Annotated in this window: 19 protein-coding genes; 11 read left to right on the top strand and 8 right to left on the bottom strand. The window is 65.1% G+C overall.

All coding sequences use genetic code 11. From position 1 onward, the window contains the following. Positions 1–11: 11 nt before the first annotated feature. From hutI to AC06E9_RS05400, 8 genes are all read left to right on the top strand, one after another. Complete coding sequence (gene hutI, locus AC06E9_RS05435; RefSeq protein WP_478055637.1) at positions 12–1,211, top strand: imidazolonepropionase; 1,200 nt, start codon at positions 12–14, stop codon at positions 1,209–1,211. 23 nt (positions 1,212–1,234) lie between these two features. Beyond that, positions 1,235–2,776 (top strand): histidine ammonia-lyase, encoded by a 1,542-nt coding sequence (hutH, locus tag AC06E9_RS05430; RefSeq protein WP_282258395.1) that lies wholly within the window; start codon positions 1,235–1,237, stop codon positions 2,774–2,776. Next, a complete protein-coding gene (gene hutG, locus AC06E9_RS05425) occupies positions 2,773–3,606 on the top strand; it encodes an N-formylglutamate deformylase (RefSeq protein WP_282258397.1) in 834 nt (277 codons plus the stop codon). The genes hutH and hutG overlap by 4 nt, the downstream gene beginning before the upstream one ends. Then, a complete protein-coding gene (gene hutU / locus AC06E9_RS05420; RefSeq protein ID WP_478055636.1) occupies positions 3,603–5,270 on the top strand; it encodes a urocanate hydratase in 1,668 nt (555 codons plus the stop codon). Before hutG ends, hutU begins: the two co-directional genes overlap by 4 nt. Before the next feature lie 1,189 nt (positions 5,271–6,459). Next, on the top strand, positions 6,460–7,581 hold the full coding sequence (locus tag AC06E9_RS05415) for a hypothetical protein (RefSeq protein WP_478055635.1): 1,122 nt from the start codon (positions 6,460–6,462) through the stop codon (positions 7,579–7,581). A gap of 390 nt (positions 7,582–7,971) precedes the next feature. Beyond that, the gene (locus AC06E9_RS05410) at positions 7,972–9,078 is read left to right on the top strand and encodes an RES family NAD+ phosphorylase (protein WP_478055634.1); all 1,107 of its coding nucleotides are present in this window, start codon (positions 7,972–7,974) and stop codon (positions 9,076–9,078) included. Positions 9,079–9,173: 95 nt separating this feature from the next. Next, the gene (locus tag AC06E9_RS05405) at positions 9,174–10,586 is read left to right on the top strand and encodes a serine hydrolase (protein WP_478055633.1); all 1,413 of its coding nucleotides are present in this window, start codon (positions 9,174–9,176) and stop codon (positions 10,584–10,586) included. Between the two features lie 233 nt (positions 10,587–10,819). Beyond that, on the top strand, positions 10,820–12,952 hold the full coding sequence (locus AC06E9_RS05400) for a TonB-dependent receptor family protein (protein ID WP_478055632.1): 2,133 nt from the start codon (positions 10,820–10,822) through the stop codon (positions 12,950–12,952). A 22-nt stretch (positions 12,953–12,974) separates the two neighbouring features. On the opposite strand, the gene AC06E9_RS05395 is transcribed toward AC06E9_RS05400, so the two are convergent. From AC06E9_RS05395 to AC06E9_RS05385, 3 genes are read right to left on the bottom strand one after another with little or no spacing between them, the layout of a single operon-like run. Then, positions 12,975–13,358, bottom strand: coding sequence for a hypothetical protein (locus AC06E9_RS05395; RefSeq protein ID WP_282262115.1), 384 nt, complete (start codon positions 13,356–13,358; stop codon positions 12,975–12,977). A gap of 2 nt (positions 13,359–13,360) precedes the next feature. After that, positions 13,361–14,146: an SGNH/GDSL hydrolase family protein gene (locus AC06E9_RS05390; RefSeq protein ID WP_478055631.1), complete on the bottom strand. Its 786-nt coding sequence runs from the start codon at positions 14,144–14,146 to the stop codon at positions 13,361–13,363. Positions 14,147–14,180: 34 nt separating this feature from the next. Continuing rightward, the gene (locus tag AC06E9_RS05385) at positions 14,181–14,756 is read right to left on the bottom strand and encodes a TetR/AcrR family transcriptional regulator (protein WP_478055630.1); all 576 of its coding nucleotides are present in this window, start codon (positions 14,754–14,756) and stop codon (positions 14,181–14,183) included. 82 nt (positions 14,757–14,838) lie between these two features. On the opposite strand from AC06E9_RS05385, the gene AC06E9_RS05380 reads away from it, so the two are divergent. Further along, positions 14,839–15,378, top strand: a complete 540-nt coding sequence (locus AC06E9_RS05380) for an acyl-CoA thioesterase (RefSeq protein ID WP_478055629.1) — start codon at positions 14,839–14,841, stop codon at positions 15,376–15,378. 32 nt (positions 15,379–15,410) lie between these two features. Here the strand turns inward: AC06E9_RS05380 and AC06E9_RS05375 are convergent, their stop codons facing one another. The 5 genes from AC06E9_RS05375 to AC06E9_RS05355 all read right to left on the bottom strand — a co-directional run bounded on the left by AC06E9_RS05375 (position 15,411) and on the right by AC06E9_RS05355 (position 21,925). Beyond that, complete coding sequence (locus tag AC06E9_RS05375; RefSeq protein ID WP_478055628.1) at positions 15,411–16,082, bottom strand: HAD family hydrolase; 672 nt, start codon at positions 16,080–16,082, stop codon at positions 15,411–15,413. Positions 16,083–16,096: 14 nt separating this feature from the next. After that, the gene (locus AC06E9_RS05370; RefSeq protein ID WP_478055627.1) at positions 16,097–16,429 is read right to left on the bottom strand and encodes a hypothetical protein; all 333 of its coding nucleotides are present in this window, start codon (positions 16,427–16,429) and stop codon (positions 16,097–16,099) included. A 48-nt stretch (positions 16,430–16,477) separates the two neighbouring features. Beyond that, positions 16,478–18,775: a patatin-like phospholipase family protein gene (locus AC06E9_RS05365; RefSeq protein ID WP_478055626.1), complete on the bottom strand. Its 2,298-nt coding sequence runs from the start codon at positions 18,773–18,775 to the stop codon at positions 16,478–16,480. Positions 18,776–18,870: 95 nt separating this feature from the next. Then, the gene (locus tag AC06E9_RS05360; RefSeq protein ID WP_478055625.1) at positions 18,871–19,317 is read right to left on the bottom strand and encodes a hypothetical protein; all 447 of its coding nucleotides are present in this window, start codon (positions 19,315–19,317) and stop codon (positions 18,871–18,873) included. 136 nt (positions 19,318–19,453) lie between these two features. Next, on the bottom strand, positions 19,454–21,925 hold the full coding sequence (locus AC06E9_RS05355; RefSeq protein WP_478055624.1) for a S9 family peptidase: 2,472 nt from the start codon (positions 21,923–21,925) through the stop codon (positions 19,454–19,456). A gap of 208 nt (positions 21,926–22,133) precedes the next feature. On the opposite strand from AC06E9_RS05355, the gene AC06E9_RS05350 reads away from it, so the two are divergent. Both AC06E9_RS05350 and AC06E9_RS05345 read left to right on the top strand, forming a co-directional pair. Then, positions 22,134–22,910 carry a HipA family kinase gene (locus tag AC06E9_RS05350; protein WP_121037814.1) on the top strand — a complete coding sequence of 259 codons (777 nt, stop codon included), beginning with the start codon at positions 22,134–22,136 and terminating at the stop codon, positions 22,908–22,910. Next, positions 22,888–23,280, top strand: coding sequence for a DUF3037 domain-containing protein (locus tag AC06E9_RS05345; RefSeq protein WP_121037817.1), 393 nt, complete (start codon positions 22,888–22,890; stop codon positions 23,278–23,280). Before AC06E9_RS05350 ends, AC06E9_RS05345 begins: the two co-directional genes overlap by 23 nt. Positions 23,281–23,294 lie beyond the last annotated feature (14 nt).

Here is a 23,294-nt window from a genome sequence, read left to right as displayed (position 1 = left end):
TGGTTGCTGCCATGCACTGTGACACCCTCTGGTACCACGCCAACCTGATCACCGTCGATGGCCCGGGCCTGGGCGTGATCGAGAATGGCGTGATCGCCGCCAGCAATGGCCGCATCGTGCATGTCGGGGCGGCGGGTTCGGCCGATCATCTGCAGCCGGCCCAGCGTATCGACTGCGCCGGACGCTGGATCAGCCCCGGCCTGATCGACTGCCACACCCACCTGGTCTATGCCGGCAACCGCGCTGGCGAGTTCGAACAGCGCCTGCAGGGCGTGAGCTATGCCGACATCGCCCGCGCCGGCGGCGGCATCGTCTCCACCGTGCGTGCCACCCGCGCCGCCAGCGAGGCCGACCTGCTGGCCGCCAGCCTGCCGCGGCTGGACGCCATGCTGGCCGAAGGCATCACCACGCTCGAGATCAAATCCGGTTACGGGCTGACCCTGGCCGATGAGACCAAGCAGCTGACCGTCGCGCGCGAACTGGGCCGCCAGCGCGCGGTCGAGATCGTGCCGACCTTCCTCGGCGCGCATGCGATCCCGCCCGGCCGACAGGCGCAGGAGTACATCGACGAGGTCTGCAACGTCATGATTCCGGCCGTTGCGGCGGCCGGGCTGGCCGAAGCGGTGGACGTGTTCTGCGAGAACATCGCCTTCAGCGCCGCGCAGGCCGAGCAGGTCTTCCTCGCCGCGCAGCAACACGGGCTGGCGATCAAGATCCACGCCGAGCAGCTCAGCAACCAGCACGGTGCTGCCCTGGCGGCACGTCACGGCGCACTGTCGGCCGACCATATCGAACACCTCGACGCCGACGGCATCGACGCGATGCGCAGCGCCGGTACCGTGGCCGTGCTGCTGCCGGGCGCGTTCTATTTCACCCGCGATACCACCCTGCCCCCGATCGCCGCACTGCGCGCCGCCGGCGTACCGCTGGCGCTGGCCACCGATTCCAACCCCGGTACCTCGCCGCTGACCAGCCCGCTGCTGGCGATGAACATGGCCGCCACCCTGTTCCGCATGACCGTGGCGGAGTGCATCGCCGGCTTCACCCGTGAAGCGGCGCGCGCCCTTGGCCGCCAGGACCGGATCGGACGGCTGGCGGTCGGCCTGGACTGCAACCTCGCCCTGTGGGACATCGAGGCGCCTGCCGACCTTGTCTACCGCATGGGTTTCAACCCTCTGCACAGCCGCGTGATGCGCGGCCAACCCGTCTGAATCTAGTGATGTCTGGAGATTTCATGAGCACTACCCTGACCCTGCACCCCGGCGCCGTCACGCTGGCGCAATGGCGCGCGATCCATGACGGCGCGCGGGTGCGGCTGGACCCGGCCTCGGCCGCGGCCGTGCTGCGCAGCGCGCAGACCGTGGCCGACATCGTCGCCAAGGGCGCGCCGGTGTACGGCATCAATACCGGCTTCGGCAAGCTGGCCAGCGTGCGCATCGAGCGCGACGATCTGGAAACCCTGCAGCGCAATATCGTGCTTTCGCATGCCGCCGGCGTCGGCGAGCCGATGCCGGCGCCGGTGGTGCGCCTGATGATGGCGTTGAAACTGGCCAGCCTGGCCCAGGGCGCCTCGGGCATCCGCCCGCAGACCCTGGCCCTGCTGGAAGCCTTCCTGCAGCACGACTTCATTCCGGTGATTCCGTGCCAGGGCTCGGTCGGCGCCTCCGGCGATCTGGCCCCGCTCTCGCACCTGGCGAGCGTGATGATCGGCGTCGGCGAAGCCTTCGTGGCGGGCGAGCGCCTGCCGGCGGCCGAGGCGCTGGCCAAGGTCGGCCTGGCCCCGCTGGTGCTGGGCGCGAAGGAAGGCCTGGCCCTGCTCAACGGCACCCAGTACTCCACCGCCTATGCACTGGCCGGTCTGTTCGCGATCGATACCGTGTTCCGCGCGGCGTTGGTCACCGGCGCGCTCTCGGTGGAAGCGGCCAAGGGTTCGGACACCCCGTTCGACCCGCGCATCCACAGCATCCGCGGCCAGCGCGGACAGATCGCCACCGCCGCCGCGCTGCGTACCCTGATGCAGGGCTCGGCGATCCGCGAATCGCACCGCGACAACGACGTGCGCGTGCAGGATCCGTACTGCCTGCGCTGCCAGCCGCAGGTCATGGGCGCCGCGTTCGACGTGATGCGCCAGGCCGCCACCACGCTGGCGATCGAAGCCAACGGTGTGTCCGACAATCCGCTGGTATTCACCGATACCAACGAGGCGCTGAGCGGTGGCAACTTCCACGCCGAGCCGGTCGCTTTCGCGGCGGACATGCTGGCGATGGCCGTGTGCGAGATCGGCTCGATCAGCGAGCGCCGCACCGCGATGCTGGTCGACCCGGCCCTGTCCGGCCTGCCCGCCTTCCTCACCCCGAAGCCCGGCTTGAATTCCGGCTTCATGATTCCGCAGGTCACCGCCGCGGCGCTGGTCTCGGAAAACAAGCAGCGCGCCTATCCGGCCAGCGTCGACTCGATCCCGACCTCGGCCAACCAGGAAGACCACGTCTCGATGGCCGCACACGGTGCGCGCCGCCTGATGGCGATGGCCGAGAACGCCGCCAACGTGATCGGCATCGAGCTGCTGGCCGCTGCACAGGGCTGCGATTTCCATGCCCCGCTGCGCTCCAGCGATGCACTTGAAGCCGTACGCCAGCGCCTGCGCGCGCAGGTGCCGACGCTGGAAGACGACCGTTACTTCCACCCGGACATGGTGGCCGCGACCGACCTGGTGCGCAGTGGCGTGCTGGCTGCCGGGCTGGACGACATCCTGCCGCCACTGGAGCCGCTGGCATGACTTCCCAACCGGATTGGCTGCAGATCCACCGCGGCGATGTGCCGTTGATCGTCAGCTTCCCGCACACCGGCACCGAGCTGCCCGATGCACTGGCCGCGCAGTTCGTGTCGCCGTGGCTGGCCCGCCGCGACGCCGACTGGTGGGTGCATGAGCTGTACGCCTTCGCGCAGCAGATGGGCGCCACCACCGTGCGCACCGCGGTGTCGCGCTCGGTCATCGACGTCAACCGCGACCCCAGCGGCACCTCGCTGTACCCGGGCCAGAACACCACCGGCCTGTGCCCGCTGACCACCTTCGACAACCAGCCGCTGTACCGCGATGGCCACGGCCCGGACGAGGCGGAGATCGCGCGCCGCCGCGATACCTGGTTCGCGCCTTACCACGACGCCCTCGCGGCGGAGATCGCGCGACTGCGTGCCCGGCACGGCACCGTGGTGGTGTACGACGCGCACTCGATCCGCTCGCACATCCCGCACCTGTTCGATGGCCAGCTGCCACAGTTCAACCTCGGCACCAACGGCGATACCACCTGCGACAACGCGTTGACCGACGTGGTCGACAATCTGTGCGCGATGAGCGGCATGAGCCATGTGCGCAACGGCCGCTTCAAGGGCGGCTACATCACCCGCCATTACAGCGACATCCCCGGCGGCGTGCACACGCTGCAGATGGAGCTGGCCTGCCGCGGCTACATGCACGAGCCCGAGGCCGTGGATGAGCACAGCTGGCCCACGCCATTGGATCCCGATCACGCCGCCCCGCTGCGCGCCACGCTGCAGCAGGTGCTCGATGCCTGTCTCGACTTCGCTACGTCCCGGAGTGCTGCATGACCCGTCTCGATTCCACCCGCACCATCCTCGCCCCGACCGGCACCACGCTGACCTGCAAGAGCTGGCTGACCGAAGCCCCGCTGCGCATGCTGATGAACAACCTGCACCCGGACGTGGCCGAGCGCCCGCAGGAGCTGGTGGTCTACGGCGGCATCGGCCGCGCCGCGCGCGACTGGGAGAGCTACGACAAGATCATCGAGACCCTGCAGCGGCTCGAAGATGACCAGACCCTGCTGGTGCAGTCGGGCAAGCCGGTCGGCGTGTTCCGCACCCATGTGGATGCCCCGCGCGTGCTGATCGCCAACTCCAACCTCGTGCCGCGCTGGGCCAACTGGGACCACTTCAACGAGCTCGATAAAAAGGGCCTGGCCATGTACGGCCAGATGACCGCCGGCAGCTGGATCTACATCGGCGCCCAGGGCATCGTGCAGGGCACCTACGAGACCTTCGTGGAGATGGGCCGCCAGCACTACAACGGCAGCCTGGCCGGCAAGTGGCTGTTCACCGGTGGGCTGGGCGGCATGGGCGGCGCGCAGCCGCTGGCTGCGGTGATGGCCGGCGCCTCCTGCCTGGCGGTGGAATGCCGCAAGAGCAGCATCGAGATGCGCCTGCGCACCGGGTATCTGGACACCTGGACCGACGACCTCGACGAAGCGCTGCGCCTGATCGAAGCGTCGTGCACCGCCAAGAAGCCGCTCTCGGTCGGCCTGCTCGGCAACGTCGCCGACGTGCTGGACGAGCTGCTGATCCGCGGCGTGAAGCCGGACCTGCTGACCGACCAGACCTCCGCGCACGACCCGGTCAACGGTTACCTGCCGCAGGGCTGGACGGTGGAAGAATGGGACGCCAAGCGCGTCTGCGCGCCGAAGGAAGTGGAAGCCGCCGCGCGCGAATCGATGGCCAACCACATCCGCGCCATGCTCGGCTTCCACTCGCTCGGCGTACCGACCGTGGATTACGGCAACAACCTGCGCCAGATGGCGCTGGAAGAAGGCGTGGAAGATGCCTTCGACTTCCCCGGCTTCGTGCCCGCCTACATCCGCCCGCTGTTCTGTCGCGGCATCGGCCCGTTCCGCTGGGCCGCGCTGAGCGGCGATCCGGAAGACATCGCCAAGACCGACGCCAAGGTCAAGGAGCTGATCCCGGACAACCCGCACCTGCACCGCTGGCTGGACATGGCCGCCGAAAAGATCAAGTTCCAGGGCCTGCCCGCGCGCATCTGCTGGGTCGGCCTGGGCGATCGTGATCGACTCGGTCTGGCCTTCAACGAGATGGTCGCCAATGGCGAACTGAAGGCGCCGGTGGTGATCGGCCGTGATCACCTGGATTCGGGCAGCGTCGCCTCGCCCAACCGCGAAACCGAGGCCATGCAGGACGGCTCCGATGCCGTTTCCGACTGGCCGCTGCTCAACGCCCTGCTCAACACCGCCAGTGGCGCCACCTGGGTCTCGCTGCACCACGGCGGCGGCGTCGGCATGGGCTTCTCGCAGCATTCGGGCATGGTCATCGTCTGCGATGGCACCGAAGCGGCAGCCAAACGCATCGCGCGCGTGCTGTGGAATGACCCGGCCACGGGCGTGATGCGGCATGCCGATGCGGGGTATGCGATCGCGGTGGACTGCGCTAAGGAAAAGGGGCTGGATCTGCCTGGGATTCTGGGCTGATGTGGGTAGCTCCCGACCAGCCGTCGGGAGCTACAGAGCTCCGCGGGGTCTTTTCCGGCCTTTCGTCGCTGGCCATCCTGTCCGCCTGCGGCCTCTGGAACGACCCCAACTCGTGGCGGACGAAGCTGGCGTGGTTCGCCTGCTCCACGTCCTGCCACCGATCGCCCCAGCATAGCGGCCATTCAAGAACTCGTTGCCAACCTTCTCCGATACTGGTCCACCGCCCGATCAGCTTTTCATCATGGCGAAAGGTGTCCTTTCCTACTGCCGTGCACGTTTGCCCAAGCGGCAAGCTGCTCACCTGAAGATCAATGCGTGCGGGATATGCCCCACACACCGATTGAAGTGTGGCGAAGTTTTGAGACTGCCCGCTTGTTCGAGAACGAGGCATTCGGACAGTGGGGTACTGAGCTACTCTCTCCAGTACGACTGCTGGACCAGACTCGCTCATTCAGCAACGCAAGACCGTTGGACGTACGGCCCGGCGATGTTGTTTTCGGACGTTTTCTTGGAGACACGGAACTCCTTCTCATATCTGGCTACGGTCGAATTCATGTGGTCCACCCTCTCGATGAGAGAAGTCACTGGTCCGAAATCGCCAATAATTTGGAGGAGTTCCTTGAATTGGTGATTGAAGCCCAAGGAGCGAAGTACTGGAAATCGCCTTTCCACCAGTGATGCGTTCGACGTCGAGGAAAAGCAAAGAGCAACCTGAAGGTCCCGGTGACAATCGGATGCCACCACCTAGACAAGATCAGTGATGCCTCCCCCAACCTCAAGGCCAAAGCCTTGCAGAGCGCCTGGGATGCCGCTCCCAGAAGACGTTTGTTCGATGCACCGCTCTCGGCGCCGCCAGCGGAGCGCCCGTGTTTCACTGCACCGAGGTGGGGCCAAGCGCAGCGCGCGCCGTGTCGAACGAGCCGATCCTCGGCGGAATGCAGATGCTATATATGAGATTCCCGTGGAGCGTAGGAAGGACAAAAGGCTGGATTTGCCTTGTCCTTTGAGCTATGAAGTAGCGGGCACTTGGCTTTGACAGCCCTGCTGCACTCATGCTGCAACACACTACGAATTAGAAAGCGAGTTGGTCGGCGTCCCTCCCCATGAGACTCCCGAGTGTTTGCCTGAAGGAAGGTGCGTCGGGCAAAGCCGGTAGTCGCAACCTAAAATTCATATAAGGAAATAAGTCATGGCTGCTCGCAAGACTGCGAAGAATCGAAAGCTCGAGCCCAAGAAGCCCGTGAAACCTGCCACAAAGACTGCAAAAAAGGCCTCAGACAAGAAGCCGAAAGAAGCAGGATCATCGGCAAATTCGACCCCCAATTATCCACGTCAATCAGTAGAAAGATCTCTTAGAATTCCTAAGGCCATACTTGAGCAGAACGCTGGACGACCCTGTACAGCCAAGGAAGCAGCTGCCTTTCTAGGTATATCAGCCACCGGGCCATTTATTGTTGAGGTGAGCTCAGGCATAAAATATGGCTTCTTAAGTCGCCCACAGCAGGGTCTAATCCAAGTCACAGATCGAGCCAAGCAGGTCCTCCGCCCCAAGGATTCAGAAGATCGACTAAGCGGACTTAGAGACGCGGTATCTTCGGCACCAGTGATTTCTGAAGTATATGAACACTATCGCGGCGAGCACCTTCCCGATAGTCAATTCTTCCACAACACCCTAACCGACACATTCGGCATCCCTGCCGACAAGGTCATTGAGTTCCAAGAGGTATTTATTGAGTCCCTTCGCTCAGCAGACCTGATCTCTGAGAGCGATGGAAAATACCGAATTCTGGATGCATCCTCCAGCCACGATTCCGTACCAGGAAATACCCGCACATTCAAAAAACTTGACCGAACAGTCAAGGTTGATGCTGGTGACACCTGCTTTGTTGTTATGCCCTTTGCATCCCCTCACGGAGACTACTACCACCACGTCTATAAGCCTGCGATCGAGAAGGCTGGACTAAAGCCTATCCGTGCCGACAATGAAATATTCGGCACCGGAAATATCATCGATCAGATATGGTCGGGTATCAATTCCGCAAAAGTGCTGGTCGCTGAATTGACAACCCGCAATCCCAACGTCTTCTATGAGCTTGGCTTAGCCCACGCGCTTGAAAAGCCGGTGGTATTGGTCTGCGGAAACGAAACAGATGTTCCATTCGACCTAAAGCACATTCGCGTCATTTATTATGATACTAGTGATCCCTTTTGGGGGAGCAAATTGATGGACAAGGTTGCTGAGAACGTGCTCTCGGCTATTGCAAAACCTGAAGAGGCGGTTCTCCGGCGGCTTACCTCTCTCGACGAATAGCTTTTTCGGAAGCCCATTCTATTCAAAGACCGGATTCGCCAAAGGTGACTAGCCACGTCAATCCTGTTGACTATCGCGACCAACATGGAATTGACAAGGTGCGCACCAACACGCGCCCTGTCGCCGGATACGTGGAATGAGATCGCGGTGTACTGCGCGAAGGAAAAGCAATTGGATCTGCCTGAGATTCTGGGCAGGCCCACAGAACCCCGCCTCCCTAGTTGGAACCTTCCCGATTTCCCAGCCCGCATCTCCAAGGCTCGCCACCCCCTGATGGACACATCAACGGAGGAGGGAAACTCGACAGATTCCACTTCGGGACCAAATTCCGTCGATCGGCCATACCAGACCGCACCAATCAAAATCTCCATCCATACACTGGCGTCCAGAATGCGCAACATAACCACACCAGGGATTGACTCAACCCACCTTCCGCCAGGCGCCACCGAAGCATCACTGCCGGTCTCCATGGAGGATATCGCGACTTTCAATGACATTCTCTCGGATGAAATTGACTCATCATTCTCATCTAGCATCTGCTGCTGCGACGATTGTTTCGACGATTTTGCAAAGCACTGGCCTGGGATCATAAACAGAAGGATGGACTTCCAGACGTCATCCATCGATATGGATGACTACTTGGATAGCTCCCGGATCCGAGATATTTACAGCGAAGGGGAGTTCAGTACGCTTAGGCACTTTGCGCAGTGCACAAGGTGTGGTTCCTTCGGTGCCTGCAACTTCTGGATCTACGAGCACACCTTCAACAACTCGGACGAAGTCGAGCGCCAGATCGCCGAAACTGCCGTTCTGGCGGCACACACTCCTTTCCTGCTTCTTGAGAATGAGTTCGCGAGAAAGGTGCGCGATCGAATCAGTCAGCTCCGACCTGTATCGAACAAGGTGATGGATCGACCCTTATACCGTGCCCGAGATGCTTTGGGTCTTGCTCGACTTGGGCAAGATCCAAAGGATCTGCAAACCTTTTCACCTCCACCCGGCAGATTGGTAACCGAGGGTAGATTCAATCACGCCGGGCATCCGATGCTCTACGCCGCAACGTCGCAGAAAACGGCGCTGGCAGAAGTCGGAAAGACGGGGCAAGAATACGTAGTCGCGCAGCTCAATCCCATCGGTCATCTGCTTGCAATTCTGGATCTTGAAGAGATCTCCGAAGACGGCGAAGAGGATGACGTACTCAAGGCTGTAGCTCAATCCATTCTGGTTGCCTCCCCAGCGAGGAACGAAGGATGGAGAAAGCCCGAATACGCCTTCTCGCGATTCATCGCTGACTGTGCTATCGCAGATGGTTTCGATGCCATTCGCTACGGATCAACGAGGGAGGCCGAGGGATGCAACATCGTTTATCTGTCTCCGCCGCCGGATGTTTCAGAGATCGTCGGGTTTGTTTCAAGCAAGCGCTTCATCTATGGGGAGCCACCCGTCGGCCCCCTTGGGGCCACACTTTCCAACAGTGAAGAGCTGCCCGCCCCGTAAGGGCGGCATGACGGGAGTAGAGTTGATCCGGAGCCGCGCTGTCCCTACTGTACGGCAACCCCCAAGGATGTCCGGCCACGCTTCGCTTCGCCTTCGTGTTTGTGCTGCTATTGGCCGCTTACCTGCCGCCGGAGGACACTAGTGCCGATGAACTGCACCGCCGCATCGGCGAGCAGATGCACACCAACGCCGCGCGCTATGGCATCGCCGGCCAGGCAGTGCTGATACGGCACAACGGCATGCTGCTTGCGCAGGCCGTCGCCGGAGAGGCCGACCTCACCACGCACCAACCGGTAACACCCGAGACGGTGTTCAACACTTACTCCCTGGCCAAACTGCTGGTCAGCGCTCTGGTCATGCAACGGGTGGAGGCCGGCAGGGTCGAGCTGGATGCACCGGCCAGCCGCTATCTTCCCGATCTGCCCGAGGCCTGGCAGACGATCACCGTGCGGCAGTTCCTCAACCATGCGTCCGGCGTTCCCGAGTATTTCCAGTATCGGGAAGGTGAGGTGATCACCTCGCAGGGCAACCGCTTCCCGACCACGGCGGCGGAGGTGTTCAAGGCACTCGCCGGCGCACCACTGCAGTTCACGCCGGGCACTGCCAATCGGTATACGCAGACAAACTATCTGGTCCTCACCGCGCTTTTGGAAGCGCAGTACCAGCAGCCCTATGCGCAGATCGTCCAAGACCGCGTGCTGCGTCCGCTGTCGATGACGCATACCTCGCTCGGCCCGGCGACGGATGCGCGCCACGAGATCGCCATCGCCTACATCGGCAAGCAGGGCGCCCTGCAGCGCGAAGACGACATCGCCTGGCCCTCCTATGCCTACGGGCATGCCGCGCTGCATACAACCGTCGGTGATCTGGACCGCTTCCTGCTGGCCCTGACCCGTGGTGAGCTGGTGGGTCGTGCCACGCTGCAGCAGCTGTGGCAGCCACAGCTGCTGAGCAGCGGACAACGCAGCGGCTTCTCCACGGGTTGGGAATTCGAAGAAAGCGGCGACTACCGCTTCGTGGGGCATGACGGTGGCACGCGGGTACGTGCACGGATTGCCTTCCTGGACGACTTGGGCGGGGATACCTACAGCTTCCTCTACCTCACCAACGGCAGTGCGAAGAATGTGTGGTCGCGCACGCTGGTGGACAGCACCATGGCGGTGGTGGCCCCGATGCAATTCCCTCGCGAGGCCCTGTCGGAAAGGCTGATCACCTACGCACTGGAGCCCCCGACGGCCGCACGCACAACCGCGTTGAAACAGTGGCTCATCACTACCGGGCGCGGTGGTCAGCCGATGCTGGAGCGGGACATCAACCGCGTTGGCTACGCGGTGGCCGAAAACCTGGGCCACGCCACCGCCGTGCACATCTTCACCCTCAACACCACGCTGTTCCCACGCTCGCCCAATGCCTGGGACAGCTTGGCGGAGACCTACTCCGCGCTGGGTGACCTGAAGCAGGCCGAACGGCTGTACGCCAAGTCGAAAGCTCTGGCAGCGGCCCGGTAGTGCCGGCCGCTGGCCGGCAACCACGCAATCATGGTTCTCACGCGACGGGATCGCGTAGATCCTGGCGAGCCGGCCAGCGGCCGGCACTACGGACATCCCGCCGTCGGCGTTCGTCACCCATACGCCCCACAAGGGTGACGAACCCGCAACATCCTGTTAACTTGCGCGCCCCACATGAAGTTGACAGGGTGCTGCGGCGACGTGGGCCGTGTCCGCACTGATACCGCGCACGAATGACTGCCCTCCCGAATCGCTCCACCGCCCCTTCCCTGTCCCTGCTCGCGGCTGCCTTGCTGGCCAGCCTTGCCGCCACCGACATCGCCCATGCGGCGCCCGCCGGTCAGGCGGTCACCCTGGATGCGGTGAACGTCACCGCCGCCGACGCCACCGAGGCGGCGCGCCGCGCGCTGGACCGGGTCCCCGGTGCGGGCAACGTGGTGGATCTGGCGGAGGTCGGCCAGGGCCGCGTCGCCAGCACGGCCGATGTGCTGGCCTATCAGCCCGGCATCAGCGCGCAGAGCGCCGGCAACGAAGGCGTCAAGGTCTCCATCCGCGGCTCGGGCCTCAACCGGGCGCCGGGTGCGCATGCCTCCGGCCTGTCGGTCTCGCTGGATGGCCTGCCGCTGACCGGCCCGGGTGGCACGCCTTACGAGCTGCTGGAGCCGCTGTGGCTGAGCCGCGTCGAGGTCCTGCGCGGCGCCAACGGGTTCGAGCGCGGCGCGCTGGCCTTGGGCGGTGCGATCAACTACATCACCCGCAGTGGCCGCGATACGCCCGGGCTGGAGCTGCACTACGAAGCTGGCGCACGCGGCTACCAGAAGCGCGGGATCAGCCTGGGTGGCGTGCGGGACGCTGTCGATTACTTCATCGCCTACACCGACACCGAGTACGACGGCTATCAGCAGCACGCCGCCGGCAAGGGCAAGGGTGCGGTGGCCAACCTCGGCTGGCAGCTCACCCCGGATCTGGAAACGCGCTTCTTCCTGCGCTACCGCGAGACCGATCACGAAACTCCGGGACGCCTGACCCGCGCGCAGATCCGCAACGATCCCCGCGCCGCCAACCCGGCCAACGTGGCCATCGACGCACGCCGCCCGCAGCCGGGCAGCACGTGGGTCGGCAATACCACCACCTACACCATCGATGCAGATTCGTCGCTGCAGGCCGGCCTCGTGTACCACAAGTACCCGATGGACTTGAACGAGAGCCTGTACCGCCAGCAGCTGGACTACGCCAACCTCAACGGCACGCTCGACTACCGCCGCCGGCACGCGCTGTTCGGGCATGACAGCGTGACCACGATCGGCCTGCGCGTCACCCACGATCTGGATGCCGACGTGCGCGAGACCCTGCGCTTTTCCAGCAACGGGTATGCGGCCGGCACGCACACCCGCGACGTTGAGCATTACGGCACCGACAGCGTGCTGCACGTCGGCAATGATCTGGCGCTGAGCGACACGCTGCGCCTGCAGACCGGCATGGCGTTGATCCACACCCGCCGCGATGTGCAGGTCACCTGGCCGGCCACGCCGGAACGGCTGTCCGAGCGCCAATGGGACTATGCGCCGCGGCTGGGCTTCACCTGGCAGCAGACGCCGCAGACACAGTGGTTCGGCAACCTGAGCCGTTCGGTGGAACCGGCGCACCCGTGGTCGATGATCTGGGGCTCGAACCAGTACTTCACCGCCGGCAACGGTGCCTCCACCGGCCGCCAGCGCGCGCCGGTGAACCTGGACAACCAGACCGCGACCACGCTGGAACTCGGCGCGCGCGGCGACAGCGCACTCGGCCGCTGGGAGCTGACCAGCTATTACGCTCGCCTCAACCACGAACTGCTCACCGTGGAAGTGCAGCCGGTGCCGAACCTGTTCATCGCCGAATCCAACGCCAGCCCGACCGTGCACCGCGGCATCGAAGCTGGTCTGGACAGTGCGCTGTGGCAAGGCGTCGGCGGGCGGCTGTCGTTGCGCCAGGCTTACACCTTCAGCGACTTCCGCTACCGCGATGATGCGCGCTTCGGCAGCAATCGCCTGCCCGGCCTGCCGCGCCACTACTACCAGGCCGAACTGCGCTACGACCACCCGGCCGGCTTCTACGCCGGGCTGAACACCGAGTACGCGTCGAAAATGTTCGTCGACTATGCCAACAGCATGGCCGCCGATAGTCACGTCATCTTCGGCACCCGCATCGGTTACGACGCCCCCGGCGGCCGCTGGCAGGCCTGGGCGGAGCTGCGCAATCTCACCGACCGCCACTACGCCGCCACGGTCACGCCGGGCTACGACGACGCGGGCAAGGATGTCGCGCGCTCGACGCCCGGTGATGGGCGTGGTGTGTACGCCGGGGTGCGTTGGCGCTTCGATTGAGCGCTGCGGACGGCGCGGTGCCTCACACCACCGCGCCGATCTGGAACATCGGCAGATACAGCCCGAACACAGTCACCAGCGCACCGCCCAGCATCGCCAGCACGCCCAGCACGGCCGCCAGATGGGGGCGATACAGGCCGCCCGGGCCGCGAAACCACTGCAGCAGCACCAGCACCGGCGCGATCCAGGCCCAGCCATACCCGTGGATCAGCGCGCGCGTGAGCCACGGCAGCGCCACGCCGAAGCTGGTGAACACCTCCTGGAACTGCGGCACCACAAAGAACCCGATGGCGGTCATCACGATCGCGGTCAAGCCACTGCTCAGCACGCCCACCGCCAGCAGGCCGTAGCCGCGCGAGGCAGGCGGGAGCGAGGCTCGTACCGCCACCGAGTAGGGATTGTTCATCGTCAACGCGCCTGCGCCCGCGCGATCGCCGCTTCGGCCAACGGTACCATCCGCGCATAACCTGCCGGCGTGGGATGCACGCCATCGGCGGCCAGTTGCGGGTCGAGGCCGCCGTCTTTGTTGGTCATGGCGGTGTGGTAATCCAGATAGACCAGCCCCTGCTGCTCCGCATACGCACGCAATGCCCGGTTGAGCGCCGTCACCTTGCCCGCAGGCTGCACGCCGGGTTGCCACGGGTAGTCGCTGACCGGCAGGACAGACGCCAGCACGATGCGGATGTTGTGCGCCTGCGCCAGTTCCACCATCGCGTGCAGATTGTCTTCGATCATCGCCTGCGTGGTCGGCCCGGTGTTGCCCGCGATGTCGTTGGTGCCGGCGAGGATGACCACCACCGCCGGCTTCAGGGCGATGACATCCTGCTGGAAGCGCAGCAGCATCTGCGCCGTGGTCTGCCCGGAGATGCCGCGGTTGACGTAGGGCTTGCCCGGGAAGAAACGCTCACTGCCGGTTGGCCCCCAGCCTTCGGTGATCGAGTCACCGTAGAACACCACGCGCCTGGTCCCCGGCGCGACCGGCGCCAACGCCGCATTCTCGGCCCGGTAGCGCTGCAGTTGCGGCCAGTCCAGCAGGCGCTGCTGCATCTCCGTGACCTGCGCGGGCGTCGCCTGGTCGGCAGGCACCCGATACAACGGGTTGGTCGCAGGCGATTCCTGCGCGTGCGCACTCGGATGCAGGGCGCATGCGGCAAGCGTCGCGGCAAACACGGTGGAACGGATCAAGGCGGTCAAAGCGCGGCACTCCGGTTGCGGCAGGCCGACAGTCTCAGCGATCGGCGACCAGGGAAACAAGCTGCGCTGCGACGCGATCGAACGGGCCGATGTCGCGCGTGGCCCGGCTCATCGCCACCGCGCCCTCGATGCTGGCGATGATCATGGTGGCAATGCCATTGGCCTGCTCGGGCGAGCGGCCACCGCGGGCCAGCGCTTCGGTCAGCCGCGCTTCCCAGCGCGCGAATACCTCGGCCGCGGCCCGCCGTGCATCGTCGGGGGCATCGTCGATCGGCTCTTCGACCGCCGCCGCGAGCACCGGGCAGCCCACGTGGAAATCCGAACGGATCAAGCGCTCGCGCCACGCGGCCAGGAACAGGTGCAGCCCCTCGGGGGCCGCTCCCTGCAGGCAGGTATCGAGCAGCGCATCCACCTTGGCACCCGCCAATGTCGTGGCTTCGGCCAGCACCTGCTGCTTGCCGCCCGGGAAGTGGTGATACGTAGAACCGAACGGCGCCTGCGCGCGCCTGGCGACCTCGCGGACGCTGGAGGCATTGAGTCCGTAGGTGGCCAGCATTTCCGCGGCCGCAGCCACAACGCGCTGCGGTGCATCGGAATGACGTGCGCTCATGGGCCGGACTCCTTGCTAAGACGAGTGTCATAGATTAGCGTATTTGAATTATGACGACTGTTATAGATGAGCACCCACGCCCATGAATCTCTGGTTCCGCCTGCTGTTCCTGCTGCTGTCCACGCCGTTCCGAGCCAAACTCACCGCCCCGCTGGCCGTGTCGCGATTGACCTTCCGGGTGCTGCCCAACGACATCGACAGCAACCTGCACATGACCAACGGCCGCTATTGGACGATCTTCGACCTGGGCCGGCTCGATCTGGTATTCCGCATGGGCCTGGGCCGGGTGGCATGGCGCTCGAAGTGGGCCCCGATCGTCAGTGGCGGCAGCATCCAGTTCCGGCGCGAGCTCAAGCCGTTCCAGCGCTTCGTGCTGGAGACGCGGCTGGCCGGCTGGGTCGGCACGCGCATCATCATGGAGCAGCGGGTGCTGATCGGCGAGGAGGAAAAGGTCGCCACGCGTGCCCTGCTGATCACCGGCATCTACGACCGCCGGCATCGCCGGTTCGTCTCCACCGATCAGATGATGGAGGCCATCGGCGCGCCCATCGTGCCTTCGCCGGAACTGAGCAGGGCCGCGCAAGCGTTGCTTGCGGCGGAAGTGGCGATGAAAGAGGACTGAGGCTCGCGCTGGTCGCGCAGTGACAGGAGCGCTCAGGCGTCGCGCCAGGGAAGGATCTGCGCCTTGGTCATCATTGTCTGTTCGATCAGGCGCAGGCACTCCTCCCCCGGGCTGACCAGATACCACTGCGCGCTGTTGCGCAACAGCGGCAGATCGGCGCAGTGGTCGGTGTAGGCGACGCGCCACGGCGGCGGATAACCGCGCTCGGCCAGCATCGGAATCTTGTTCTCACCCAGGCAATGCCGCTCGCTGACCCACCCTCCCAGGCAGGGGCGCAGGGTGGAGGCGACCAATGGGACGTCCTGCAGACCCTCGCGTTCGAGCAGCGCCTGCGCCAGCGGCTCCCAACACCCCGTGGCGATGACCACCTGGTCGCCCTGCGCGAGATGGTTGCGCAGCCGTTCCACGCCTTGCGCCAGGAACACCGGCTCCGGTCCGCCAAACACCTCGTCGGCATGCGCGACCGCAAGCGCAGCCAGCGCCTCACCGCTACGTCCGAACGTGGCCATCCAGACCGAGAAGCGGACGGGCAGCCGCCGCGTGTGCGGCAGCGCCCAAAGCGGAACCAGCACCGGCAGCGCCAGCACCACACCGGCGATCCGCCACGGCTGGCGTCGCAGCAGCGTTTTGAAGAACCGGCTTGCGGTCTCCCATCCGGTCAGCGTCAAGTCGAAATCGAATACCACCACGTCAGGTTTGGACATCCGTGTCACTCCTTTCAGAAGACGCCTTGCACCAGCAGTTTGTCATCATCGGTCGGTGTGAGCACCAACCCGTAAGCCTCGTTTCCGCGATGGAAGCCTGCCGAACAGATCGCGTCCCAGCCCTGCCCGCAATCCACTTCGGGATGCGCGGCAAAGACGGGCGTGCCCTCGTTGTCGGGCGCGGATACAAGCCATCCGGCCTTGATGAGCAGCGCCTTGGCCTGCGCGTATGGCATGCCGACGGTGATGCCGATCTGCGTCCACGCTGGCGGCAGCGACGGTGCATCAGCGGCATGCACGTGGCCGGCAGACAGCAGGAGCACCACGGCCAGGAACATCGATTTCATCGGCATCACACCAACAACATGGCTGCACAGGATAAAGCGCAGAACCCATCAGAACCCATCCAGCGTCCGCAGCAGTGAGCCAAAGGTCAGATAGAACGAAGTGTGCCCACCCTGCGCGCGGCCGTAGCCGAGGAACACCGGTCCCAGGAACGTATCGGCACCGACGAACAGGCTGCCTGCGGTCTGCATGCCATCCAGGCTGACATCCTCGCGGCGCTGCCAGAATCCGCCCCACTCCACGCTGCCACCGACGTACAGCGGGATGGTCAGCAGCGAATCGGCGTGCGCGACGCGACGGTAATACTCCACTCTCGCCAGCGCGGTCTGTGGCGCGAAGATGGATTCTTCCGGATAGCCAGACAGATTTCCCAACCCACCCAGGAAACCGTAGGTGGCCAGCAGATCATCGCCACCGTGTGCGGAGGAGGCGCGTAGGCCACCGAGCCAGCGGTTGTGACCGTGCGCCCATGCCCCATCCCACTGCACCCGCGTGACCGCCGCCGAATTGTCGGTGCCCAGTGCATCGAGATAGTGCTGCCGCGTGAGCGACAGGCGCTGGCCGCGACTCGGGAAAGCCGAACTGTCGATCGAATCGTGCCGAAGCTGCCAACCGAGGCTGCCCATGTCCGCGCGGTAATTGCCCAGCTCGGTCGGGTTGCCGACGTCCAGGCGCAGGCGCTCACGGCCACGCTCGCCGAACAGCGCGATTTCCCAATCCGGATGCGGCGAGTATGCCCAGCGCAAGCCGCCCAGCCACTGGCTGTAACGGAACTCGGCGAGTGCGCCGCCGCGCATCAGGGCGAGGTCCAGATCGGTGGCGCGGTACTTGGCATAGGTGGACAGCGCATGCCGGCCACTGCTGCCGAACGGCCGGTAGTACTCGGCGAAGGCCTCTTCGACTTCGCCCAGCCCCACGCGCAGTTTCAGCTCCGCGCCCTGCTCGCTGAGGCCGGTACGGGTCAGCTCGGTGATGAGCTGGTAGTTGCTGCTGCCGTCGAAATCATCGGACAGGCGCAGCGCGAAATGCAGGAAATCCGGACCCCAACGTTTGTCCTGCGGTGCAAGCACCAGGCCCTGTTGCCCGTCGCGCTCTTCCAGCCGCCACTGCACCTGCTGGTAGCGGCCTTCGCCGTAGGCCGTGGCCACGTTCTGCTCCACGCGGTCCGGCGCCAGCGGCTGGCCGACCTCCGGCTTCAGGCGCTGCTCGATATAGCGCGCGGTACGTGTCTTATCGCGCAGCACATCGATGAAGGCCACGATCGGCGCTTCATATGCCGGCGGCCGATGCTGGCGCTGGAAGGCGGCGTAGCGGGTGTGATCCACCTGGAAGCGACGAACTGCCGCGACCTCGGCCTGCGTGGCCTGCTCACCGACGCCGACCGCCTGTGGTGAGCGGTTGAAATCCTGGCTGCCCATATCGCCCAGCGGCGGTGTGATCAGCAGATCCTGTGGCCCGAGCGTGGCCAACTGCGCCAGTACTTCGCGCTGCATCAGCACGCTGGCCATCTGGTGGCTGATCGCCAGCGGCGAATCCAGTTGCGCCTCGGTCATCAGCGGCGAGCCGACCCCCGAGACGATCAGCCGCTGCGCGCCCAGCCGGCGCGCTTCGTCGATCGGCACGTTGTCGACCACGCCGCCATCGACCAGCAGATGGTCCTCATAGCGGACCGGCGCGAACACGCCCGGCACCGACATGCTCGCGCGGATCGCCAAGGCCAGGTCGCCCTGCGCGAACACGACTTTCTCGCCGCTGACGATGTCCGTGGCAATCGCCCGGAACGGAATCGGCAGCTGGTCGAAATCGCGCACCTGCCAGGTCGGCAGCAACAGGCGGCGCAGCAGCATCTCCAGCTTCTGGCCCTGGATCAGGCCCTGCGGGAACGCGATCTTGCCGTTGCTCAGGCCGACTTCGACGCCGCCCAGCAGGCGCAGGTCATCTTCCTTGCGACGCATGCTGCGCTCATCGCGTGGCGGTTTGTCGCGCAGCACCTCGGCCCAGTCGATCCGGTCCAGCACCGCCTCGATCTCATCGGCGGTGTAGCCGGAGGCATACAGGCCGCCGACCACCGCGCCCATCGAGGTGCCGACGATGCAGTCGATCGGTACGCGCTCGCGCTCGAGCACCTTGAGCACGCCGATATGGGCCGCGCCGCGGGCACCGCCACCGCCAAGGACCAGGCAGGTGCGGGGGCGGTCGGGAACCTGCGTTGCGGAATCAACGGGCGCGGGAGCGGTCTGCGCCACCGCCATGAGCGGGGCGAACGCCAGCGCTGCCAGGACGAACAGCCAGCGGCTGCACCGACGCCGCGTGGCGGGACCGGTGGGTTGTAATGGTGTCTGCTGCATTCGATCCCTCGCTCCCCGGTCCCCGGCATCCCCTTGAAGCGCACTTTGCCCGCCGGGCCGGGCGAGGTCCACCCGTCGCGCGTCGGTCCGCCATCTCAACGGCCGATGGGAAGAAAGCCCACCAGTGCCACGACCAGGCAGACCAGGCCGCCAGCCAGCGGCAGATAGGTGGCCCATACCGGCGCCCCTTGGCCGATCGCGAAGGCAACGAACGCTTCCCGTATGCTTCGGCCGGTCAGGAACGGAATGACGACCAGTGCCAGCAGGGGCAACAGCGAGGCAAGCCCGAAGCCGAGGAACGCCGGCCGGTGATCGTTGTGGGCAAATCCGCCCAGCGGGTACAGGGCCAAGCCACTGAACAGCCCCACGAAAAACAGGATGTTGGCGACCCGGGTCGTGGTGCGGTGACGGCGCCGCAGCGAGGCCCTGGACCAGCCACGGTAGTGCGTCTGCAGTCCCCTCGCCCAGTACGCGACGAGCCATGTGGCGATGATGCCGCCAACGATCCCGCTGCCCGCCGGTCCCCAAGACTGGATATCCATGCCTGCGTCCTTGTGGTCTGACCCGAGTGTAATTCCATCCCCCGCCCAGGAATGCAGAACGGCCGCCCATTGAGGGCGGCCGTGGGTCTGATGCGTATCGCGGCTTACTGATGAGCGGCGCTACCGATGTCTCGCCTCAGCGTTTGGCCGGCGGCGCATTCTTCACATAGGTGTCGAACCAGGTCAGCATTTCCGACACCAGCTGCTCATTGGATTCCAGCGCGGTGTACCAATGCGGTTCGTGCGGCAGCATCACCAGGCGGGTGGTGCCGCCATTGCCGCGGATCGCCTGGAACAGCTTGCGCGACTGGAATGGCTCAGTGCCCGGGTTGGCGTCATCCTCGCCGTGGACCAGCAGCAGCGGCAGCTTGATCTTGTCGGCGTAGAAGAACGGCGAGGCCTTCAGGTACACGTCCTGCGCCTGCCAGACCGAGCGACGTTCGTTCTGGAACCCGAACGGGGTGAAGGTCTTGTTGTACGAGCCGCTGGTGGCGACCCCGGCCTTGAACAGGTCGGTATGCGCGATCAGGTTGGCGGTCATCAGGCCCCCATGGCTGTGCCCAGTGACACCGATCCGGTTGCGGTCGACCACGCCCAGCTCCACGGCCTTGTCCACTGCGGCCTTCGCATCGGCTTCAAGCTGTTCCAGATACGTGTTGTAGGCGGTTTTCGGGTCGCCGACGATCGGGAACGAGGCGTTGTCGATGATCGCGTAGCCGGCCAGCAGCATCAGCCGGTACGGCGCCAGGCGGGTGAAGGTCTGCTGCGAACCGGACACCTGCCCCGCCTGCGCCGCGTTGGCGAAGTCGGCCGGGTACGCGTAGAGAATCGCTGGGACGCGCTGGCCTTCCTTGTAACCCGGCGGCGTGTACAGGGTGAACGACAGGTCCACGCCATCGGCGCGCTTGTAGGTCACCAGGCGCTTCTTGATCTGACGCACTTCGGGGGTCGGGTCCACCAGGTGGGTCAGTGCGTCCGGCTTCGACGCGAACTGCGCTTCGCCCGGCGTGGCGGCGGCGACCCGCTCGCCCAACAGGCGCACGAACGCATTCGGCGCATCGGTCACCGACTGGTGCCACGTGAGGAGGTGGCCAGGCATCGCGCTGAAGCCGATGAACTGCTCATAGGCATCGGCATCGCTGCGGAACAGGCGCTCGGTTTTCAGGCTGCCGAGGTTGAGTGCATCCAGGAAGGGACGATCCCCCTGCGGCGAAGCACCCTGCCCGCGCAGGAACACGCTGTTGCCTTCCTGGCGCACCACGTAGGCGCCGTTGGGCAGGCGCTGGTAAACGAAATTGCCCGGGTCCTCGTACAACTCATCGCTGGAAAGATCCCACAGCAGGCGACCTTCCTGCTTCGGCTTGTCCACGTTGACGATGCGGGTCTGGCGCCAATGCCGGTTCTCGTCGTTCTCATCAAGGAAGGCAACGTCCGGCTGCGCGGTCCAGGCAAGGCCTTCGAAGCGCTGCGCGGTGCGGGCGATCTCCGTCGGCTTGGCGGTGAACGGAGCCTTGAGCATCAGCACGCGGTCGCGATGCGGGACGGTGACTTTCCAGTCGCCCTTGTCCAGCGCCTCGGCGTAGACCAGTGTGGCTGGATCGGTGGCGCGCCAATCGAAATCGCGTGGGCCTTCCGGCACGCCGTGTACCGGTACGCGGTCGGCCAGCGGCAGGCTGGCAATCGGCGTGCTGCGGCCGCTGGCGAGATCCAGCACCGCCACGTCATTGGCGAAACGCTGGTAGGTCACCGCGTGCGAGAACGGTGCCTTGAGCGTGCTGGTGAGCACATGCACGCCATCCGGTGCGGCCCCGACGCTGTCCAGCAACGCCGGGGCACCCACGGTGCGCACGGTGTTGGAGGTGGTATCCACGACCGCCAGCTGCGACTGGCCGTAATAGGCGAACAGCGCCTCGTCGTACGCACTGGTCAGCGTATCGCGGGCTTCGTAGGTACTGCTTTCGCCCGCCGTCCCCAGCGATTCCTGGATGTCCGGGCCGATCGCCCCTTCGGCGCTTGGCGCCGGACCTTGCTTTGCGGGTACCAGCTTGACCAGCAGCTGCTGGCTGCCACCGAGCCACTGCACGGTGCTGCCAAAAATCGGATTGAGCGCCACCTTCGGCACCTGGCGGACCTGACCGGTGGCCGCATCGCCGACCCACAGCTGCACGCTGTCATCGGCCACGTTCTGGAACGCGAAGCGCTGGCCGTCAGCCGACCACAGCGCCATGCCGGCGCAACCGCTGGGCAAGGCGACCTTGGTGGAGCGGCCGGTGGCGGTCTCCACCACGGTGAAGTCGCCCACGCACGGCGGAATGCCATAGCCGCCGGGCGTGTCGTGGCGGCTGCGGTTTTTGGGCTCCAGGCGCACACCGGCCAGCTTCAGGTACGGCTGGGCAACGCGGGTGATCGAGGGATAGGTCTGCGTGGTCGTCAGCAGCAGGCGCTGGCCGGTCGGGTCGACACTGGGTATCGGCGGCGGCGGTGCCTTGAGCACCTTGAGCAGGCGCTCCGGTGGTGTGGCGTAGCCACTGGCATGGGCCGGCATCGTGCCCAGCGTGGCGAAGGCTGTCACGGTGAACGCCGTGGACCAGAACGTACGAGCAAGCATGCGTGTCCCCTTGGATATGGTGGGAGCCGGCGCGGCAGGGTCGTCGGTCGGCACGTCTCGAATCTAGCACTGCCGTCCTTCCCGAGGATGGGCCAGAAGAAATGGCCGGCGGCTTTTCACCTGATCCGGCAAAGCCTGCCGCAGGCGGCCATCGAGACCGGTATCGCGGTGCGGTACCCTTGTCGTTCCATTGCTTCCGGGTGCCGCTGTGCGAACCGTGCACGCCCTTCGTTATGTCACCCCGCTGCGCGAAGGCGGCTCCCTGCCCGCCGTGGTCGAGACCGACGACGACGGCATGGTGGTGCTCAAATTCCGCGGCGCTGGCCAAGGGCCGAAGGCCCTGATCGCCGAGCTGATCGCCGGCGAGATCGCGCGGACGCTGGGCCTGCCGATCCCCGAGATCGTGTTCGTCGAGCTCGACCGCGAGTTCGCGCGGACCGAGCCGGACCCGGAGATCCAGGACCTGATCCGCGCCAGCGAAGGCCTGAACCTGGGCAGTGATTACCTGCCCGGCGCGATCAACTACGACCCGGCCGCGATGCAGCCCGATGCGGAACTCGCCTCGAAGATCGTGTGGTTCGATGCGTTCACCAGCAACGTGGACCGCACCGCGCGCAATCCCAACCTGATGGTGTGGCATCGCAAGCTGTACCTGATCGACCATGGTGCAGCAATGTACTTCCATCACGATTGGGCCAGTGCGGGCGAGGCCTGCAAGAAGCCCTTCGTGCTGATCCGCGATCATGTACTGCTGCCCTTCGCCACGCAGATTGCCGAGGTCGATGCCGGTCTTGCGGTGATGCTGCCCGATGCGGAGATCGAACGCATCGTCGGCCTGGTGCCGGACAGCTGGCTGGTGGATGAACCCGTGTTCGACAGCCCGGCCGCCTACCGCCAGGCCTATGTCGATTACCTGCAACACCGCCTTCGCGTTCGCGCGGCCTTTGTACAGGAGGCCGTCCGTGCCCACACTGCACACGTATGACTATGCGGTGATCCGCGTGGTGCCCCGCGTGGAACGCGAAGAGTTCATCAACGTCGGGGTCATCGTGTCCTGCCCGGGCGCCAAGCACCTGGAAGCGGCGATCGAACTGGATCTGGACCGGCTGCGCGCCTTCGCGCCCGCCCTGGATATTGAAGGGCTGCAGCCGTGGCTGGATGCCATCGTGGCAATCTGCCGCGGCGATGCGAACGCAGGCCCCATCGCGCAGTTGCCGGCGCGTGCACGTTTCCATTTCTTGACCGCCAAACGCAGCTCGGTGGTGCAGATGTCGAGCACGCATGTGGGCCGCACGGCGAATCCAGCCGGTGTAGTGGAGCATCTGATGCGTAAGATGGTGCGGGTACCGGCGTAGCGCCGGGGGCTCTC

It is taken from the genome of Stenotrophomonas sp. Steno-Z10-BAI (genome assembly GCF_056393115.1).
Note: the sequence above shows the minus strand (reverse complement) of the source record. Positions and strands in the feature narration are given on the sequence as shown.

Excerpts from the sequence above, each read along its gene's own strand:
- hutI (WP_478055637.1), top strand. The coding sequence starts at position 12 with ATGCACTGTGACACCCTCTGGTACCACGCCAACCTGATCACCGTCGAT.
- hutH (WP_282258395.1), top strand. The coding sequence starts at position 1,235 with ATGAGCACTACCCTGACCCTGCACCCCGGCGCCGTCACGCTGGCGCAA.
- hutG (WP_282258397.1), top strand. The coding sequence starts at position 2,773 with ATGACTTCCCAACCGGATTGGCTGCAGATCCACCGCGGCGATGTGCCG.
- hutU (WP_478055636.1), top strand. The coding sequence starts at position 3,603 with ATGACCCGTCTCGATTCCACCCGCACCATCCTCGCCCCGACCGGCACC.
- AC06E9_RS05415 (WP_478055635.1), top strand. The coding sequence starts at position 6,460 with ATGGCTGCTCGCAAGACTGCGAAGAATCGAAAGCTCGAGCCCAAGAAG.
- AC06E9_RS05410 (WP_478055634.1), top strand. The coding sequence starts at position 7,972 with ATGCGCAACATAACCACACCAGGGATTGACTCAACCCACCTTCCGCCA.
- AC06E9_RS05400 (WP_478055632.1), top strand. The coding sequence starts at position 10,820 with ATGACTGCCCTCCCGAATCGCTCCACCGCCCCTTCCCTGTCCCTGCTC.
- AC06E9_RS05395 (WP_282262115.1), bottom strand. The coding sequence starts at position 13,358 with ATGAACAATCCCTACTCGGTGGCGGTACGAGCCTCGCTCCCGCCTGCC.
- AC06E9_RS05385 (WP_478055630.1), bottom strand. The coding sequence starts at position 14,756 with ATGAGCGCACGTCATTCCGATGCACCGCAGCGCGTTGTGGCTGCGGCC.
- AC06E9_RS05380 (WP_478055629.1), top strand. The coding sequence starts at position 14,839 with ATGAATCTCTGGTTCCGCCTGCTGTTCCTGCTGCTGTCCACGCCGTTC.
- AC06E9_RS05375 (WP_478055628.1), bottom strand. The coding sequence starts at position 16,082 with ATGTCCAAACCTGACGTGGTGGTATTCGATTTCGACTTGACGCTGACC.
- AC06E9_RS05370 (WP_478055627.1), bottom strand. The coding sequence starts at position 16,429 with ATGAAATCGATGTTCCTGGCCGTGGTGCTCCTGCTGTCTGCCGGCCAC.
- AC06E9_RS05365 (WP_478055626.1), bottom strand. The coding sequence starts at position 18,775 with ATGCAGCAGACACCATTACAACCCACCGGTCCCGCCACGCGGCGTCGG.
- AC06E9_RS05360 (WP_478055625.1), bottom strand. The coding sequence starts at position 19,317 with ATGGATATCCAGTCTTGGGGACCGGCGGGCAGCGGGATCGTTGGCGGC.
- AC06E9_RS05355 (WP_478055624.1), bottom strand. The coding sequence starts at position 21,925 with ATGCTTGCTCGTACGTTCTGGTCCACGGCGTTCACCGTGACAGCCTTC.